This window comes from Brevibacterium sp. LE-L (genome assembly GCF_050214925.1).
Classification (GTDB): Bacteria; Actinomycetota; Actinomycetes; order Actinomycetales; family Brevibacteriaceae; genus Brevibacterium.
The window spans coordinates 2,131,433-2,148,006 of record NZ_CP189759.1 but is presented as its reverse complement, the minus strand read 5'-3'; the positions used below and the strand labels follow the sequence as shown (position 1 = coordinate 2,148,006).

Here is a 16,574-nt window from a genome sequence, read left to right as displayed (position 1 = left end):
AAGGAGGGATTGAGCGTCGAGATCCGCTCGCACCGACCGCCTTTAGCGTGCAGGCACAACAGCACTCCATCTTAGCGGCTGTTCCGGCGGTCGCGCAAAGCGGCAGCCGGCGCGGGCCGCCCGGGTCTCACCTCTGCTGCGTGTTCATGGCCGCATCGGCGACGGCCGCCCCGGAACCGCTGTAGATGTTGACCACGGCGTGGACTCCCGACTGGTTGAAGTGCGCCGCCTGGTCGGGTCGCTGCACGACGGCGGCGATGGTTCCGTCGAAGCCGGCGATGCGCAGCTGGTCGAGAGCGAAGGTGTTCGAGTCGTGCAGCGCCATGGCCAGCACCACGGTATGGGCATTGCCGCCGACGACCAGTCGGTGCCAGAACTCGTGATCGGTCGCATCGCCCTCCAGGACGGTGAAGCCATCGGTGATGAGCGCATCGATGACGGCGTGGTCGTTGTCGATGACGATGACGCTGCGCGCACCGAGGTCGACGAACCTCTCATACGCTCCGCGGCCGATGCGCCCCATGCCGAGCACCACGACTTCGGCGTCTCCGGTGTCAAGGGGGCGGTCCGTGGGCCGCAGCCTGGCCTCGTTCTCACTCGGGAGCACCGCATCGAGTCGGGCGACGATCTGCAGGCTGCGGGCATTGGCCAAGGAGGAGGCGATCATTCCCACGGCGACGGCCAGTGCCGTGATCGTCAGCCAGCTGTTGTCGAAGACGCCGTTGCCGACACCGACGGCGACCACGATGAGAGCGAACTCGGAGAAGTTGCTCAACGCCAGACTGGTGCGGATGCTGGTGCGATTGCGCAGGCCGAAGAGGCGACCCATGAGATAGAAGCTCACGAAGTTGAATGGCAGGAGGACCGCGCAGAGGATGAGCGCCATCCCCAGGTCCGACCAACTCGGAGCGGCCTGCAGTCCGATGACGACGAAGAAGCCCACGAGGAAGAGCTCCTTGACGCTGAAGAGCGACTTCGACAGTTCTCCCGACCGGGGATGGCCGGCGAAGAGCAGTCCCATCGCCAGAGCACCCAGGTCTCCGTGGATGCCCACGGACTCGAAGGCGACATAGCCGGGCCCCAGCGCCATGACGACTCCGAAGAGGACGAGCAGCTCGCCGCGGCCGATGCGGTCGAGCAGCCGGTGGAGCACCCATGCCGCCGGGACGAGGAGGACGAGGGCGAAGGCCCAGGGACTCGGCGACTCCTCCCCCGCGATCGTGATGAACGCGACCGCGGCGAGGTCCTGGAGCACGAGGATGGCGATGGCGATCTGCCCGTAGTAGGAACCGTCGTCGGACCGGTCTTCGAGCACCTTGACGACGAGCACCGTCGATGAGAACGACAGGGCGAAGCCCAGCAGCCCCACTGTCCCGAGTCCGCCGTGGAGGCTGATGACACCGATGACCGAGGCCAGTCCGATGGTGCCGGAGCCGACGAGGACCACGGTGATCATGTGCAGGGCGGCCGTGCCGTAGGCCTCGGGCTGGAGGAGGGAACGCAGATCGAATTTCAGGCCGATGGTGAACAGCAGGAGCACGACGCCGAGGTCGGAGACCTCCTGCAGCCCGGCGAAGGCGGTGAAACCGAGGAAATGGAGGAAGAAGCCCGCCGCGAGGAATCCGACCAGAGGAGGAACTCGCAGCTCATAGGCGACCATGCCCAAAGCCAGAGCAGCCGCGACGGTGACGATGATCTCCTCCATGGCGGTCTCCTTCGTCCGTGCCGAAGCGCCTGTCATCGTATGCAGCGCCGTTGCTCTCTGTGACTAAAATTACCGTCTTCGACCTCGGCGCGAAAGCGACGGGCGGTTCACGGGCGAAGCAGTCGTCGCAGATTCTCCAACCGCTCGCCCATCGTCCGTTCCAGTCCGTTGCCGGTCGGCTCGTAGTAGCGCTTGCCCCGCAGGGGCTCGGGCAGGTACTCCTGGTCTGCGACTCCGTGAGGATAGTCATGGGAGTACTTGTAGCCCTCGCCGTGGCCGAGTTCCTTGGCTCCTGGGTAGTGGGCATCACGCAGATGCGTGGGCACCTGGCCGGCCAGACCGTTCTTGACATCGGCGATGGCGGCATCCAGTGCCCGGTAGCTGGCGTTCGATTTCGGGGCCATGGCCAGGTAGGTGACCGCCTCGGCCAGCGGGATCCTGCCTTCGGGCATCCCGATGTTCTGCACTGCCGTCGAGGCGGCCACCGCAATGGGCAGCGCCTGCGGGTCGGCCATGCCGATGTCCTCGGCCGCGGAGATGACGACGCGGCGGGCGATGAAGCGCGGGTCCTCGCCGGCGACGATCATCCTGGCCAGGTAGTGCAGGGCGGCGTCGACATCGGAGCCGCGGATCGATTTGATGAATGCCGAGACCACATCGTAGTGCTGGTCGCCGTTCCTGTCGTAGCGCAGCACGGTCTCGCTGCTGGCTTCGGCGCAGGCGGACTCGGTGATGAGGATCGGCGCCGCCGCACCGTCCGCGGAGTCGGCGGCGTTCCCACGCTCGCCTTGGGCGGCGGCGATGCCCGCCGCGGCTTCGAGCACGGTCAGTGACCTGCGCGCATCGGCTCCGGCGATGCGGACGATGAACGTCCGCGCCTCCTCGGCGAGTTCGAACTGTCCGGCCAGTCCCCGGTCCGATTCGACTGCACGGTCGAGCAGCCTGCCCACCGCCTCATCGTCGAGCGGACGCAGAGTCAGCAGCAGGGACCGGGACAGCAGCGGCGAGATGACGGAGAACGAGGGGTTCTCCGTGGTGGCGGCGACGAGGACGACCAGTCGGTTCTCCACCGCCGGCAGCAGTGCGTCCTGCTGTGCCTTGGAGAAGCGGTGGATCTCGTCGAGGAAGAGCACCGTGGTGCGCTGGTACATCTCCCGTTCGCGGCGGGCGTTCTCGATCACCTGGCGCACGTCCTTGACTCCGGCCGTGATCGCCGACAGCTCGACGAACGTCCGTCCGGGTGCGTGGGAGATGACATGGGCCAGGGTCGTCTTCCCGACTCCTGGTGGCCCCCACAGGATCACCGAGGAGGCCCCCGCCCGGTCTCCCCCGCTGGCTTCGACGAGCTGGTTGAGCGGGGATCCGGGGAACGTCAGGTGCTCCTGACCGACGACTTCTTCGAGAGTCCGCGGACGCATCCGCACGGCCAGAGGGTCGAGGGCACGAGCCTGGGAGGCACCGGAGGAACCGGCGAAGCCCGGACCAGGGGCGTCCTGGTCCGGGCCGTCGGAGAACAGATTCGGTTCTTGGCTCATCAGCCCTCGGTGTCGTCGTCTTCCGGTTCGTAGTCGACGCCGGCCTCGGCACGCTGCTCGTCGGTGATCGGAGCCGGAGCCTGAGTGAGCGGATCGAATCCACCGCCGGACTTCGGGAAGGCGATGACCTCACGGATCGAATCGACTCCGGCCAACAGGGACACGATGCGGTCCCAGCCGAAGGCGATGCCGCCGTGCGGGGGCGCACCGAACTTGAACGCTTCGAGGAGGAACCCGAACTTCTCCTGCGCCTCCTCCTCGGAGATGCCCATGATCGTGAATACGCGCTCCTGCACATCCTTGCGGTGGATGCGGATGGAGCCGCCGCCGATCTCGTTGCCGTTGCACACGATGTCGTAGGCATAGGCCAGAGCGGCACCCGGATCCGATTCGAGGCTGTCGAGGAACTCGGGCTTCGGGGCGGTGAATGCGTGGTGGACTGCCGTCCACTGCCCCCCGCCGACAGCGACGTCTCCGGCTGCCTGAGCATCGGCGGCCGATTCGAACAGCGGGGCGTCGACAACCCACACGAAGGCCCAGTCGCCGTCCTTGATCAGCCCGGTGCGTGAAGCGATCTCATTGCGCGCGGCGCCGAGCAGGGCGCGGGAGGAGTTCGGCTCGCCGGCGGCGAAGAAGATCGCGTCGCCCGGTTCGGCGCCCGCGGCGGAGACGAGACCGGCTTTCTCCTCCTCGGAGATGTTCTTCGCCACGGGACCGGTCAGGGTTCCGTCTTCGGCCACGAGGACATAGGCCAGACCCTTGGCACCGCGCTGCTTGGCCCAGTCCTGCCAGCCGTCGAGCTGACGGCGCGGCAGTGATCCGCCTCCGGGGTAGACCACGGAGCCGACATAGTCGGACTGGAAGACGCGGAACGGGGTGTCGGCGAAGAACTCCGTGAGGTTGTGCAGTTCGAGACCGAAACGCAGATCCGGTTTGTCCGAACCGTACTTCTCCATCGCTTCGTGGTAGGTGATGTGCGGGATCGGCGTGGTGATGTCGTAGCCGATGAGCTTCCACAGCGCGGTGAGGATCTCTTCGGCCAACGCGATGATGTCCTCCTGCTCGACGAAGGAGGCTTCGATGTCGAGCTGGGTGAACTCGGGCTGCCGGTCGGCGCGGAAGTCCTCGTCGCGGTAGCAGCGGGCGATCTGGTAGTAGCGTTCCATGCCGGCGACCTGGAGCAGCTGTTTGAACAGCTGCGGCGACTGTGGCAGGGCGTACCAGGAGCCGGGTTTGAGGCGAGCCGGAACGAGGAAGTCGCGGGCGCCTTCCGGGGTCGACTTCGTCAGCGTCGGGGTCTCGACCTCGACGAAGCTGTGCGCGTCGAGCACCGACCGGGCAGCCTTGTTGACATCGGAGCGCAGGCGGATCGTCTTCGCCGGACCGGAGCGGCGCAGATCGAGGTAGCGGTAGCGCAGACGCGTCTCTTCGCCGACGGCACCGGAGTCCTCGGCATGATCGGAGACCTGGAACGGCAGCGCCGCAGCCTCGGAGAGCACTTCGACGGTGGTGTCGATGACCTCGATCTCGCCGGTGGGCAGATTCGGGTTCGTGTTGCCCTCGGGGCGGATCGAGACGGTGCCGGTGGCCTTGACGACGGTTTCGTTGCGCAGCTGGTGGGCGTCATCCTCGCGGACGACGACCTGCACGATTCCCGAAGCGTCACGCAGATCGATGAAGGCGACACCTCCGTGATCGCGACGACGGTCGACCCACCCGGTGAGGGTGACGGTTTCTCCTGCGTTCGCGGCTCGCAGGCTTCCGGCTTCGTGGCTTCGCAGCACCTAAGGCTCCTTTGTGATGATGTGGTCTGGCGCGTGAACAATGATAGTCGTTTGCGGGTCAGGCCCTGTACACCCGCGGCCACAGGTCGTCGGCGCTGGGAGCCCAGGCAGCGGGATCGGCCGAGACCTGTTCGCCGGTGCGGATGTCCTTGACCTCGTGGCCGGACTCTCCATCGGTGAACCAGACGAAGGGGATGCCACGACGTTCGGCGTAGCGGATCTGCTTGCCGAACTTCGCCGCGTTCGGTGAGACCTCGCACGGGATGTCGCGGGCTCGCAGCGCGCTGGCCACGGCATCGGCTTCACCCCGCTTGGCATCATCGGTGACCGCGACGACGACCGCCGAGGGGGTGCCGCGGGTGGCGCGGACGTCCGATTCTTCGCCGAGGATGAACGCCATGAGACGAGAGACGCCGATGGACATGCCCACCCCCGGGTAGGTCTTCTTCCCCACGCTCACGAGCGAATCGTAGCGGCCGCCGGAGGACACGGAGCCGAGCTCTTCGTGCCCGATGAGCTGCGTCTCGTACACGGCACCGGTGTAGTAGTCGAGGCCGCGGGCGATCTTGAGTTGGGCGATGACGACTCCGGGAGCCCGTTCCGCCGCTGCTGTCAGCAGCGTCGTCAGAGACTCGAGGCCGGCATCGAGCAGCGGGTGTTCGACGCCGAGTGCGCGGACCTCTGCGGCGAAGTCCGGGGAGTCGGATTCGATCGCAGCGAGCCGCAGGCACAGCTGCTGCTGTTCCTCATCCGCTCCGGCTTCGACGGCGAGCAGCTTCGCCACTTCCTCGGGCCCGATCTTGTCGTACTTGTCCAGGCAGCGCAGAACGGCTTGGATGTTCGTCAGTCCGATGCCGCGGGCGAAGCCTTCGAGCAGCCGCCGGTCGTTGACGACGATCCTGACGCCGGGCACGCCCAGTGGTGCGAGTCGGGAGAAGGCATCGGCGACGGCCAACGGGATCTCGATCTCGAAGTGGCCGGGCAGTTCGCCGTCGGCGATGACGTCGATATCGGCTTGGATGAATTCCCTGTAGCGGCCGGCCTGGGGGCGTTCGCCGCGCCAGACGGGCTGGATGCGCGCGGCTTTGAACGGGAAGCTCAGTTCGTTCGCGTTGTCCGCGATGTACCGGGCCAGGGGCACCGTGAGATCGAAGTGGAGACCGAGCGGGTTGCGTTCGGTGCCTTCGGAGTGCAGGCGGGAGACGGCGAAGATCTCCTTGTCGATCTCTCCGTCCTTGGCCAGTTGGCTGATCGGTTCGACCGCCCGGTGGCTCAGCGCGGAGAACCCGTGCAGGGCGAAGGTGTGTTCGAGGGTGTCGATGATGGTCTTCTCGATCACGCGTTCGGCCGGAAGTCGTTCCGGGAATCCGGACAGACGGGCTGACTTCGCCATGGTGCTCCTTGCTTTCGGTTCGGTGCTGAGTGTCGGTGTATCGGTGCTGAGTGTCGCTGCTCAGCGGTTCTGCGGTCGATATGAACAGGTGCGGAGGACGCCTCTGCCGGTGCGGGTTCGGTCCCCGCGGTGTCAGAAGAACGGGTTCGAGGCCAATTCGCGTCCGACTGTCGAGGACGGGCCGTGTCCAGGATAGATCGGCACGTCGGGCAGTGTCGCGAAGGCCTTGAGCGATTCCCGCATCGCCTGCGCGTCTCCCCCGGGCAGATCGACTCGGCCGATGGCTCCGGCGAAGACGACGTCTCCGGTGAAGATGATCTCCTCGTCTCCGTCGGTGACGCGCAGCAGCATCGATCCTTCCGTGTGTCCGGGTGCGGCCAGGGCCGTGACCGTCAGACCAGCGAATTCGAAGCTCTCGGCGTCGGCGACGTCGATGACCTCCGGTGCGTGCCAGTCTTGGACGAGAGGAGCGAGCATCGCCGCGAACTGCGGGTTGAGTGTCGATGCAGGATCGTCCAAACGGTATCGGTCGGCGTCGCCGAGGTGGACGGGAACATCCCACCGGGCGAGCACATTCCTCAGGCCGAGGATATGGTCCGGGTGCCCGTGGGTGAGGAAGATCGCTCGCGGTTCGAGTCCCTCCTTGACCAGGAGGCGGTCGAGTCCGGGGGCGCAGTCGTAGCCGGAGTCGATGAGAATGCAGTCGCTGCCGCCGGCGGCACGCACGGCGTAGCAGTTGACATCGAGGAATTCGGCACGGGTTGAGAACACATCCATGTGCAAAGTCTATCTACCGGCACGCTGATGGTTATGCTGGGATAACGTCTATCCCGTAATCGAGTGATCGGCGGGTGGAAAGCCCCGCCGGTTCGACCGATGGAAACAAGGTGAGAACCATGTCGACCCCGACACCGAAGCCGACCCCCCGTCCGTCGTCCCTGCCTCGCCCGCAGGCCGCGCAGGTGGTCGGTGCCAACCACATCGACCACGACGCCGAGGTGGCTCGCGCGGTGACACATGGTCGTGCCGATGCCGAGGGCAATGTGTTCGTCACCACCTCTGACGGCGAGCGTCCCGTCGGCCAGTACCCGGACGCCACACCCGAAGAGGCACTCGAGTACTTCGCGAAGAAGTACGTCGAACTCGCCGAAAGCGCCGTGCTGCTGCGCAACCGCCTTTCGGCCGGGGCCCCCGGCCGGGAGATCGTATCCGCGGCGAAGTCCCTGCAGGAGACGCTGCCCGAAGCCAATGTCGTCGGTGATCTCAAGGGTCTCAGCGCGACTCTCGACACACTCGTCTCCGATGCCGAAGCCACGGAGTCGAAGCAGGCGGCACGCGCCCAGGCGGCGAAGCTGCAGGCCGCGGAGGACCGTGAGGAGCTCGTCGCCGAGGCCGAGGCCCTCGCCAAACAGGACCCCGCGAAGATCCAGTGGAAGCAGTCGGGGGCGCGGCTGCGGGAGCTGTTCGCGCAGTGGAAGGACATGCAGCGCAGCGGTCCGCGTCTGCCGCGTGCCGTCGACCAGGAACTGTGGGGACGATTCTCGCAGGCCCGGAACACCTTCGAACACAAGCGCAAGGAGTTCTTCGCCGAACTCGACAAACTCAATGCCGAGGGCAAGCGGATCAAGGAGAAGATCGTCACCGAGGCGGAGTCGCTGTCCGCGTCGACCGATTTCCGCACAGTCTCCCAGAGGTACAAAGAACTCATGAGCCAGTGGAAGGCGGCTCCACGGGCTTCGCGCAAGGACGACGATGCCCTGTGGGCACGTTTCCGTGCAGCACAGGATGTGTTCTTCTCCGCTCGAGATGCCGAGAACGCCGCGCTCGACGAGGAGTTCAAGGGCAACCTCGTCGTCAAGGAGGAGCTGCTGAAGAAGGCACAGGCGCTGCTGCCGATCACGGACCCGGTGGCGGCGAAGAAGCAGCTGCGGAGCATCCAGGACGAATGGGAAGAGGCCGGGAAGGTTCCCCGCGCGGATATCTCACGGATGGAGAACGGCCTGCGTGAGGTCGAACGTGCCCTCGCCGAAGCCGAAGAGGCCGCGTGGCAGCGCAGCAACCCGGAGACGAAGGCGCGCACTTCGGGGGCTCTGAGCCAGCTGGATGAGTCGATCGTCGAACTCGAGAAGAAGCTCGAGGACGCGAAGTCCGGCGGCGACGACAAGGCCGTCGCCGAGGCTCTCGAAGCCCTCGAGGCCCGGCGCGCGTGGCGGGACCAGCTCGCGCAGACGGCGGCCGAACTCGACTGAGACCGCGACCGTCAACTGCTCCGGCCTGGCCCGGGTCGGCCGCTGAGTGACTGTCCACAGGCACAGGTGGTCGAGTCGGTGACTATCCACAGGCCCGGCGGCGGGTCTTGTCAGCGCCTCCGTACCCGACGATAGTCGGAGTATGGAGGCGTTGTTTCATCTGCGTGACTACGGGTACGAGCAGCTCACGGAGCTCACGCTCGACGGTCTGCTCATCCGGCTCACCGAATCGACGTGGGTGCGCAAGGGGGCGATCCTCTCCCCCGCCGACAGGATGGCGGCGCTGCACTCGGCGATCCCTCCCGGGCTTGCCCTCTCCCATGACAGCGCCTGGTGGGTCCACCGGGGTCTCGGGAGGGCTCCGTCATTGCTCAGCTTCATCACCGTGCCGCGGCGACGCTGGGTCGCCGATGACGGTGTCGACGTCCACGAGATCGCGATCGCCGATGACGAATGGCTGCGCATCGACGATCTGCCGATCACAACGGAGGAGCGGACCCTCTACGATCTGCTCTTCCCGCACTTCCGGCACCCCGGAAACGAGGCGGCACACAGTCTGCGCGGCATCCTCGATGAGGTCCCGGACGGTCTGGCCCGCCGATTCCGCGAGTATCTCTCCGCTGTCACTCGCCGACCGTTCGTCGCCCAGATGCGGCAGGCGCTCGACCGGCGGACTCAGCCGCCGGAGATGCGGTAGACGTCGAAGACGCCCTCGACCTTCCGCACGGCGGAGAGCACGGTGTCCAAGTGGCTCGCGTCGCTCATCTCGAACACGAACTTCGACTGCGCCACCCGTGCCCGGGAGGTGCCCACGGAGGCCGAGAGGATGTTCACATGCGTTTCGGTGAGCACCTTCGTGATGTCGGAGAGCAGACCCGAGCGGTCAAGCGCTTCGACTTGGATCTGCACGAGGTAGATGCCGCTGGTCTTCTCACCCCAGGCGACCTCGACCATCCGTTCGGGCTCCCGTTTCAGAGAAGCGACGTTCGGACAGTCGACACGATGGACAGAGACACCCGAACCGCGGGTGACGAAGCCGAGGATCTCATCCCCGGGCACCGGAGTGCAGCAGCGGGCGAGCTTGACGAGCACATCGTCGACGCCCTTGACCGTCACTCCTTCGGACGATGAGTGATGACCCGACGACTGGCCGGTGCGGTTGCGCGGCTCCGGCGGCAGCACCACCTCTTCGTCATCGTCGCCGACTTCCTTCGCCAGCAGGTCGACGACGTGCTGGGCCGAGGACACCCCGTTTCCGATCGCGGCATAGAGGGCGCTGACATCGGGCAGACGCATCTCCGTGGCCACGACCTGCAGGGCTTCCTGGCTCATCAGTGAGGCGGCGGAGATCGAATGGCGGCGCATCGCGCGGGCCAGCTGTTCGCGCCCGTTCTCGATCGCCTCTTCGCGGCGTTCCTTTGAGAACCATTGGCGGATCTTGCTGCGGGCCCGCGGGCTCTTGACGAAGCCGAGCCAATCGCGGCTGGGCCCGGCGTTCTCGTCCTTCGAAGTGAAGACCTCGACGGAGTCGCCGTTCTTCAGCTCGGTGTCGAGTGCGACGAGGCGGCCGTTGACGCGGGCTCCCATGGTCTTGTGTCCGACCTCGGTGTGCACGGCATAGGCGAAGTCGATCGGGGTGGCACCGGCCGGCAGGCTCATCACATCGCCCTTGGGCGTGAAGACGTAGACCTCCTTCGAGTTCACCTCGTAGCGGAGGCTGTCGAGGAACTCGTCGGGGTCGCTGACTTCCCGCTGCCAGTCGAGCAGCTGACGCAGCCAGGCCGCGTCATCGACCGCTCCGGCGTCGGAGACCTTGACCGACCGGGCGGTGTTCGACGTCGCGGCCTTCGACGACTTGTTCAGATCCTTGTACTTCCAGTGCGCGGCGACGCCGAATTCCGCCCGACGGTCCATCTCGTAGGTGCGGATCTGGATTTCGACGGGCTTGCCGCCCGGGCCGATCACCGTTGTGTGCAGGCTCTGGTACATGTTGTACTTCGGCATCGCGATGTAGTCCTTGAACCGCCCGGGAACAGGGTTCCAGCGGGCGTGGACGATGCCGAGAGTCGCATAGCATTCGCGCACGGACTCGACGAGCACACGGACTCCGACGAGATCGTAGATGTCGGCGAACTCATGTCCGCGGACGACCATCTTCTGGTAGATCGAATAGTAGTGCTTCGGCCGTCCGGTGATCGCCGATTCGATCCCGGCCTCTTTGAGCTCGCCCTGCAGCTCGTCAGAGACCGTGGCCAGGTACTTCTCGCGTTCGGGGGCACGATCGGCCACGAGGCGGACGACTTCGTCGTAGACCTTCGGGTGAAGGACCTGGAAGGAGAGGTCCTCGAGTTCCCATTTGATCGTGTTCATGCCCAGCCGGTGCGCCAGCGGAGCATAGATGTCCAGTGTTTCTCGGGCCTTCTTCGTACTCGACGAAGCCGGGACGAAACGCCAGGTGCGCGCGTTGTGCAGACGGTCGGCGAGCTTGATCACGAGCACGCGGATGTCCTTGGCCATCGCCACGATCATCTTGCGCACGGTTTCGGACTGAGCCGCTTGGCCGTAGGTGAGCTTGTCGAGCTTCGTCACCCCGTCGACCATGGCCGCGACCTCGGACCCGAATTCCTCGGTGAGCTCCTCAAGCGAGTACGAGGTGTCTTCAACGGTGTCGTGCAGCAGCGCGGCGGCGAGCGTGACCGGCAGCATGCCGATCTCGGCGAGGATCGTGCCCACGGCGATCGGGTGGGTGATGTAGGCGTCACCGGACTTCCGGGTCTGCCCGCGGTGAGCCTCCTCGGCGACCTTGTAGGCGCGTACGACGAGGTCGATGTCCGCTTTCGGATGGTTCGACTGCAGGGCCCTGATCATCGGGCCGAGCACTCGGGGGTAGCCAGGGTTGTTCTGTGCCCTGGCCGCCCACCAGGCTAAGCGGGAGATGCCTCGCGGACGGCGCGATTCAGCGGACGAAGCCACAACATCTCCTCTCTCGGGGTCAGACTTCGGCGTGAATCACCGGTGGGACGTCTGCTTCCCCGTTCTTCAAGCGTAGTTCACGCACGGCCTGCTCCTGCGCTTTGACCGCCGGTTCGTTCGACCGGAGCAGGGCGTAGAGCGGGCTCGCGACGAACAGCGTCGAAGCGGCTGCCACTATAGTACCGATGAACAGGGACAGCGAGATATCGACCAGCGTTCCGGCCCCGAGGAGGAACACGCCGAGGAACAGGATCGATGCGATCGGCAGCACCGAGACCATCGAGGTGTTGATCGAACGCACCGTCGTCTGATTGACACCGAGGTTGACGAGTTCGGAGAACTTCAGGTTGCGTTTGTCCCCGAACCTGGCGGTGTTCTCGCGGATCTTGTCGAAGACCACGACCGTGTCGTACAGCGAGAAGCTCAAGACGGTGAGGAAGCCGATGATCGCTTCGGGCGTGACTTCGAAGCCGGTGGCCGAGTAGATGCCCATCGTCACGATCATCACGGCGAAGAGGCCGACGATGGCCGCGATCGACATCTTCCAGGTCCGGAAGTACAGGGCCATGACGATGAGCGCGATGCCCACGAAGATCACGAGCGCCCGGATCATCTTCGAGGTCACGTCCTTGCCCCATTCGGGGCCGACGAAGGTCGAGGTGACCTCTTCGGGCTTGATGTCGTAGCCGGCGACGAGGGCGTCGCGGACTTCCTGCATCTGCGCATCCGTGAGCTGGTTCGTCTCGATCTGCACCGCGGTGTCGGATGTCGGTGTCAGCCGCGGTTCGGATCCGGGAACGACGTCGCTGACGAGGCTTTCGCCCTTACTCGCTGAAGTGTTCGTGACGTGGTCGACCTGGAACTGCGATCCGCCTTTGAAGGCGATGCCGAAGTTGAAGCCGAAGATGAGCGGCACGAGCAGAGAGAGGAGCACGAGGACCCCGGCGATGCCCAACCACAGCTTCGCCTTGCCGACGAACGGGATGGATGATTCGCCGCTGTGGAGCCGGTTGCCCCAGGCAAAGAACCGTTTCACTTGTCAGCCTCCTTGCCTTCGTCGGCCGCCGAGTCTTCGGCGGCCTCCTCTTCGGCTGCCCGACGGGCGGCCGCCTTCCGTTCGGCGATGGTTCCGCCGGCAGCGACCGCTCCGGTCTTGCGCTTCTTGCCGGCGGGCTTCTTCTCAGTCGTCCGCTCGGCCTTCGCGGCTGTCTTCGTCGTTTCGGACTCGACCGCCGCATCGCCGGCAGCCGAGTCGGCTTCCACCGCCTCGCTTCCACTGTCGAGACCGGCCTTGCGCATCCGGGCCTTCTCACGGCGCTTGGCCTCCGGGGATTTGTCCTTGTCGTCGACAGAGAGGTTGAGCGCACCGCGGTAGGCGGCGGGTTTGACTCCGAGCAGACGCGGATCCATACCGGACATCGGGTGTCCTTCACCGAAGAACTTCGTGCGTGAGAGCACCTGGAGCATCGGGTGGGTGAACAGGAAGACGATGAGCACGTCGATGATCACCGTCAGTCCCAGGGTGAACGCGAAGCCGCGCACCGAACCGACCGCGAGGATGTAGAGGATGACCGCGGCGAGCATGTTCACAGCCTTCGAGGCGTAGATCGTGCGTTTGGCACGATCCCAGCCGACTTCGACTGCCGAGAGCAGATTGCGCCCGCTGCGCAGTTCGTCTCGCACTCGTTCGAAGTAGACGATGAACGAGTCCGCCGCCATGCCGATGCCGATGATGATGCCGGCGACACCTGCCAACGACAGGCGATAGCCGTATCTCCAGGAGGCCAGCAGCAGGAGCAGGTAGGTGAGCACGCCGGCGACGACGAGGCTCGACACCGTGACCAGGCCGAGCACACGGTACTGCAGGAGCGAGTAGATGACGACGAGGATGAGTCCGACGAGACCGGTGAGCAGACCGATCTTCAGGTAGTTCGAACCCAGAGTCGGAGAGATCTGGTCTTCGCTCTGGACCTGGAAGCTCAGCGGCAGCGAACCGTTCTTCAGCTGGTCGGCCAGCGTCTGTGCCTCATCGAGGGTGAAGCTGCCGGTGATCTGCGCATTGCCGTCGGTGATCGCAACATCAGAGCTCGGCGCTGAGAGCACAAGACCGTCGAGTTCGATGGCGAACTGGTTGTACGGCTGCTGTTTTCCGGTGATGTCCGAGGTGATCTGTTTGAAGATCTCACGCCCGGTGTTGTCAAACTTAAGATTCACCGCCGGCTGATTTGTCTGTACCCCATTTGAACCCGCCTTGTAGCCCGCGTTGGCATCCGCGAGGTGGTCACCGGAGAGTTCCACCGGACCGAGGATGTACTTGGCCTGACCGTCTTCGGAGCAGGAGACCACGGGTTTGTCCGCCGGCTCCTGTTCGCCGCCGGTGCGGTTCTTCGGATCCGAGCAGTCGAGCTCCGTGTATTCCTTGATGATGTCTTCGGACTGCCATTCGCTCGCATCCTTCTCAGGATCGAACAGCGGACGCGGAGTCGAATCGGTGACCTTCTTCGACTGATTCGACTCGCCGTCCTTCGCCGAAGTGCCGGCCGAACCGGAGGGTTCGGCGGCCTTCGACTTCGCGGCCGCCTCGGTGTCCGTCGACGAGACGCTTCCTGCCTTGGCGACTTCGCCGCCGCCTTCCGGAGCTTGGTCCTCGCCCTGAGCGTCGCCCTGGCCGTCCTTGCCGGTGAGGTCCTCGATGCGCTTGCGCTCTTCGTCGCTCAGCCCATCATCGCCGTCGGACTTCTCGCCCTTGTCGCCGCTCTGCTCCTGCTCCTTCTGGATCTGCTCCTGGGAGCGCGGGTCACCGACCAGCGCCACCCGGCGGAACACGAGCTGAGCCGACGACCGCACGAGGTTGCGTGTCTCTTCATCGGGGTTGCCCGGCAGGTTGACGATGATGTTGCGGTCGCCCTGCGTCGTGATCTCGGCTTCGGAGACCCCGGTCGAGTCCACGCGCTGGCGGATGATCGCCACGGCCTGGTCGAGCTGCTCCTTGCTGATGTCCGTGCCCTTGGACACCTGCGGTTCCAGAATGATCGACGTTCCGCCCTCGAGGTCGAGGGCGAGTTTCGGAGACGTCGTGGCGTTCGACCAGATGACACCGGCGGCGATGATGCCGGCAAGCACCAAGGTGATGATCGTCAGCCACAGGAAGCGCAAACCAGGACGTGGCTTTTCTTCGATATCGGACACGTTTCAGCTTTCGATTGGGAGCAGAGTGCGAGGACGAGTCAGTTGTTCTTGTCGGAGTCCGAATCGGAGGACTCGGCATCCGCCTCGGCGGCGTCTTCGGCCTCAGCCGAGTCCCCGGCATCGGAGTCGGAGGCCGCGGCCTCATCGTCCTCGGCGGCGACGGCATCGTCGTCAGGGGCATCCTGTTCGGCGCGCTTGCGTGCGTTCATGGCGTCGAGTTCGGCATCGGTGATCGCCGGCTTCTCGTCCTGGTCGTCGACATCGACGTCCGTCTCAGCAGCGTCGGCGACGGGAGCGTCGACGGGGGCTGCGGCGGCAGCCTCGGGGTTCTCGATCTGGCCGATGGCCTGGCGGTGGACGCGCAGAACGGTGCCGGGACCCGATTCGATGGTCACCTGGTTGCTCTCCTCGTCGATCGACAGCACGGTGCCGAAGACGCCGAAGGTCGTCATCACGGTCGCTCCGGGCACCAGACCCGTCTTGATCTGCTCCGCACGCGCCTTCTGCTTACGTCGAGAATTGAATAGGAAAAAGATCAGCAGCGCGGCAAGCGCAAGAGGGATCAACAAATCCACAGATATCAGCCTTTCATATGAATGAACCAGTGAACCAGCTTAGTTCGTCCTCACTGTCCAAGGCGAACTCATTTGCGGGGTTCAGTACTCATAGTTTGCTGGGATCTGCATTTCCAGATGCTTCCAGGCTGCCGAGGTGGCCACACGTCCGCGTGGAGTGCGGCTGATGAGCCCTTCGCGCACGAGGTACGGCTCGGACACCGTTTCGACGGTATCGGCTTCCTCTCCGACGGAGACGGCCAGTGTTCCCAGACCCACCGGCCCCCCGCCGAAGCGTTTGCACAGCACGTGGAGGACAGATCGATCGAGGCGGTCGAGCCCGAGCGTATCGACTTCGTAGACACGCAGCGCATTCACCGCGGCCTCCTCGTCGATGACGCCGCTGCCGCGCACCTGCGCCCAGTCGCGGACGCGACGCAGCAGCCGATTCGCAACGCGCGGGGTCCCACGGGAGCGGGTGGAGATCTCCTTCAGCCCGGCGAGATCCGCCTCGATGCCGAGCATCCGGGCCGAACGCTGCAGCACGGTGAGCAGATCGACGCTGGAGTAGAAGTCGAGGAGTGCGGTGAAACCGAAACGGTCACGCAGCGGCGCCGGCAGCAGTCCGGAGCGGGTCGTGGCTCCGACGAGAGTGAACTGCGGGAGGTCGAGCGGGATGGCAGTGGCTCCGGGTCCCTTGCCCACGATGACGTCGACGCGGAAGTCCTCCATCGCCACATAGAGCATCTCTTCGGCAGCGCGCGCCATCCGGTGGATCTCGTCGATGAAGAGCACTTCGCCCTCTTCGAGTGAGGACAGGATGGCCGCGAGGTCCCCGGCGTGCTGGACGGCCGGACCGGAGGTCACACGCAGGCTCGCGTTCATCTCGTGGGCGATGATCATCGCCAGTGTGGTCTTGCCGAGCCCGGGTGGGCCGGAGAGCAGCACATGGTCGGGGGCCTTCTGCCGGGCCTTCGCCGCGTCGAGGACGAGTGAGAGCTGTTCGCGCACCTGGGGCTGACCGATGAAGTCGGCCAGGCCCTTCGGGCGCAGTGCCGCCTCGGCGTCGCGTTCGGCCGTCTCGGCCTGCCCGGAGACGAGACGGTCGCGTTCGGCGCCGGTCATCGACTGATCGCCGAATTCCATCTCATAGGAGTCGACACCATCGCCGCCTGTTCCGGGTTCGAACGAT

General features: G+C 65.3%; 12 protein-coding genes. 2 read left to right on the top strand and 10 right to left on the bottom strand.

Features of this window, described 5'->3' with window-relative positions; genetic code table 11:
• Positions 1-127: 127 nt before the first annotated feature.
• The 5 genes from ACQE2J_RS09545 to ACQE2J_RS09525 form a co-directional block, all read right to left on the bottom strand.
• Entirely contained in the window at positions 128-1,705 is a 1,578-nt protein-coding gene (locus ACQE2J_RS09545; protein ID WP_426936266.1) for a cation:proton antiporter, read from the bottom strand.
• Between the two features lie 107 nt (positions 1,706-1,812).
• Positions 1,813-3,240: a replication-associated recombination protein A gene (locus tag ACQE2J_RS09540; RefSeq protein ID WP_426936265.1), complete on the bottom strand. Its 1,428-nt coding sequence runs from the start codon at positions 3,238-3,240 to the stop codon at positions 1,813-1,815.
• Positions 3,240-5,024: an aspartate--tRNA ligase gene (gene aspS / locus ACQE2J_RS09535; RefSeq protein WP_135542451.1), complete on the bottom strand. Its 1,785-nt coding sequence runs from the start codon at positions 5,022-5,024 to the stop codon at positions 3,240-3,242. The genes ACQE2J_RS09540 and aspS overlap by 1 nt, the downstream gene beginning before the upstream one ends.
• Positions 5,025-5,082: 58 nt before the next feature.
• Positions 5,083-6,417 carry a histidine--tRNA ligase gene (gene hisS, locus ACQE2J_RS09530; RefSeq protein ID WP_135542449.1) on the bottom strand — a complete coding sequence of 445 codons (1,335 nt, stop codon included), beginning with the start codon at positions 6,415-6,417 and terminating at the stop codon, positions 5,083-5,085.
• 132 nt (positions 6,418-6,549) lie between these two features.
• Positions 6,550-7,194: an MBL fold metallo-hydrolase gene (locus ACQE2J_RS09525; protein WP_135542448.1), complete on the bottom strand. Its 645-nt coding sequence runs from the start codon at positions 7,192-7,194 to the stop codon at positions 6,550-6,552.
• A gap of 119 nt (positions 7,195-7,313) precedes the next feature.
• Here ACQE2J_RS09525 and ACQE2J_RS09520 point away from each other — a divergent pair, with 119 nt between their 5' ends.
• Positions 7,314-8,666, top strand: coding sequence for a DUF349 domain-containing protein (locus ACQE2J_RS09520; protein WP_425120454.1), 1,353 nt, complete (start codon positions 7,314-7,316; stop codon positions 8,664-8,666).
• Positions 8,667-8,808: 142 nt separating this feature from the next.
• Positions 8,809-9,363: a hypothetical protein gene (locus ACQE2J_RS09515; RefSeq protein ID WP_426936264.1), complete on the top strand. Its 555-nt coding sequence runs from the start codon at positions 8,809-8,811 to the stop codon at positions 9,361-9,363.
• Here ACQE2J_RS09515 and ACQE2J_RS09510 read toward each other — a convergent pair.
• From ACQE2J_RS09510 to ruvB, 5 genes are all read right to left on the bottom strand, one after another.
• A complete protein-coding gene (locus ACQE2J_RS09510) occupies positions 9,342-11,639 on the bottom strand; it encodes a RelA/SpoT family protein (RefSeq protein WP_135542442.1) in 2,298 nt (765 codons plus the stop codon). The two genes, ACQE2J_RS09515 and ACQE2J_RS09510, sit on opposite strands and share 22 nt — an antisense overlap.
• A 19-nt stretch (positions 11,640-11,658) precedes the next feature.
• On the bottom strand, positions 11,659-12,675 hold the full coding sequence (gene secF / locus ACQE2J_RS09505; RefSeq protein WP_425120457.1) for a protein translocase subunit SecF: 1,017 nt from the start codon (positions 12,673-12,675) through the stop codon (positions 11,659-11,661).
• The gene (gene secD, locus ACQE2J_RS09500; protein WP_426936263.1) at positions 12,672-14,828 is read right to left on the bottom strand and encodes a protein translocase subunit SecD; all 2,157 of its coding nucleotides are present in this window, start codon (positions 14,826-14,828) and stop codon (positions 12,672-12,674) included. Before secD ends, secF begins: the two co-directional genes overlap by 4 nt.
• A 38-nt stretch (positions 14,829-14,866) precedes the next feature.
• The gene (locus ACQE2J_RS09495) at positions 14,867-15,403 is read right to left on the bottom strand and encodes a preprotein translocase subunit YajC (RefSeq protein WP_240690106.1); all 537 of its coding nucleotides are present in this window, start codon (positions 15,401-15,403) and stop codon (positions 14,867-14,869) included.
• Positions 15,404-15,484: 81 nt separating this feature from the next.
• Positions 15,485-16,528: a Holliday junction branch migration DNA helicase RuvB gene (ruvB, locus tag ACQE2J_RS09490; protein ID WP_135542462.1), complete on the bottom strand. Its 1,044-nt coding sequence runs from the start codon at positions 16,526-16,528 to the stop codon at positions 15,485-15,487.
• Between the last annotated feature and the right edge of the window lie 46 nt (positions 16,529-16,574).

Coding starts and splice junctions, on each gene's coding strand:
- ACQE2J_RS09545 (WP_426936266.1), bottom strand. CDS start 1,705: ATGGAGGAGATCATCGTCACCGTCGCGGCTGCTCTGGCTTTGGGCATG.
- ACQE2J_RS09540 (WP_426936265.1), bottom strand. CDS start 3,240: ATGAGCCAAGAACCGAATCTGTTCTCCGACGGCCCGGACCAGGACGCC.
- hisS (WP_135542449.1), bottom strand. CDS start 6,417: ATGGCGAAGTCAGCCCGTCTGTCCGGATTCCCGGAACGACTTCCGGCC.
- ACQE2J_RS09525 (WP_135542448.1), bottom strand. CDS start 7,194: ATGGATGTGTTCTCAACCCGTGCCGAATTCCTCGATGTCAACTGCTAC.
- ACQE2J_RS09520 (WP_425120454.1), top strand. CDS start 7,314: ATGTCGACCCCGACACCGAAGCCGACCCCCCGTCCGTCGTCCCTGCCT.
- ACQE2J_RS09515 (WP_426936264.1), top strand. CDS start 8,809: ATGGAGGCGTTGTTTCATCTGCGTGACTACGGGTACGAGCAGCTCACG.
- ruvB (WP_135542462.1), bottom strand. CDS start 16,528: ATGGAATTCGGCGATCAGTCGATGACCGGCGCCGAACGCGACCGTCTC.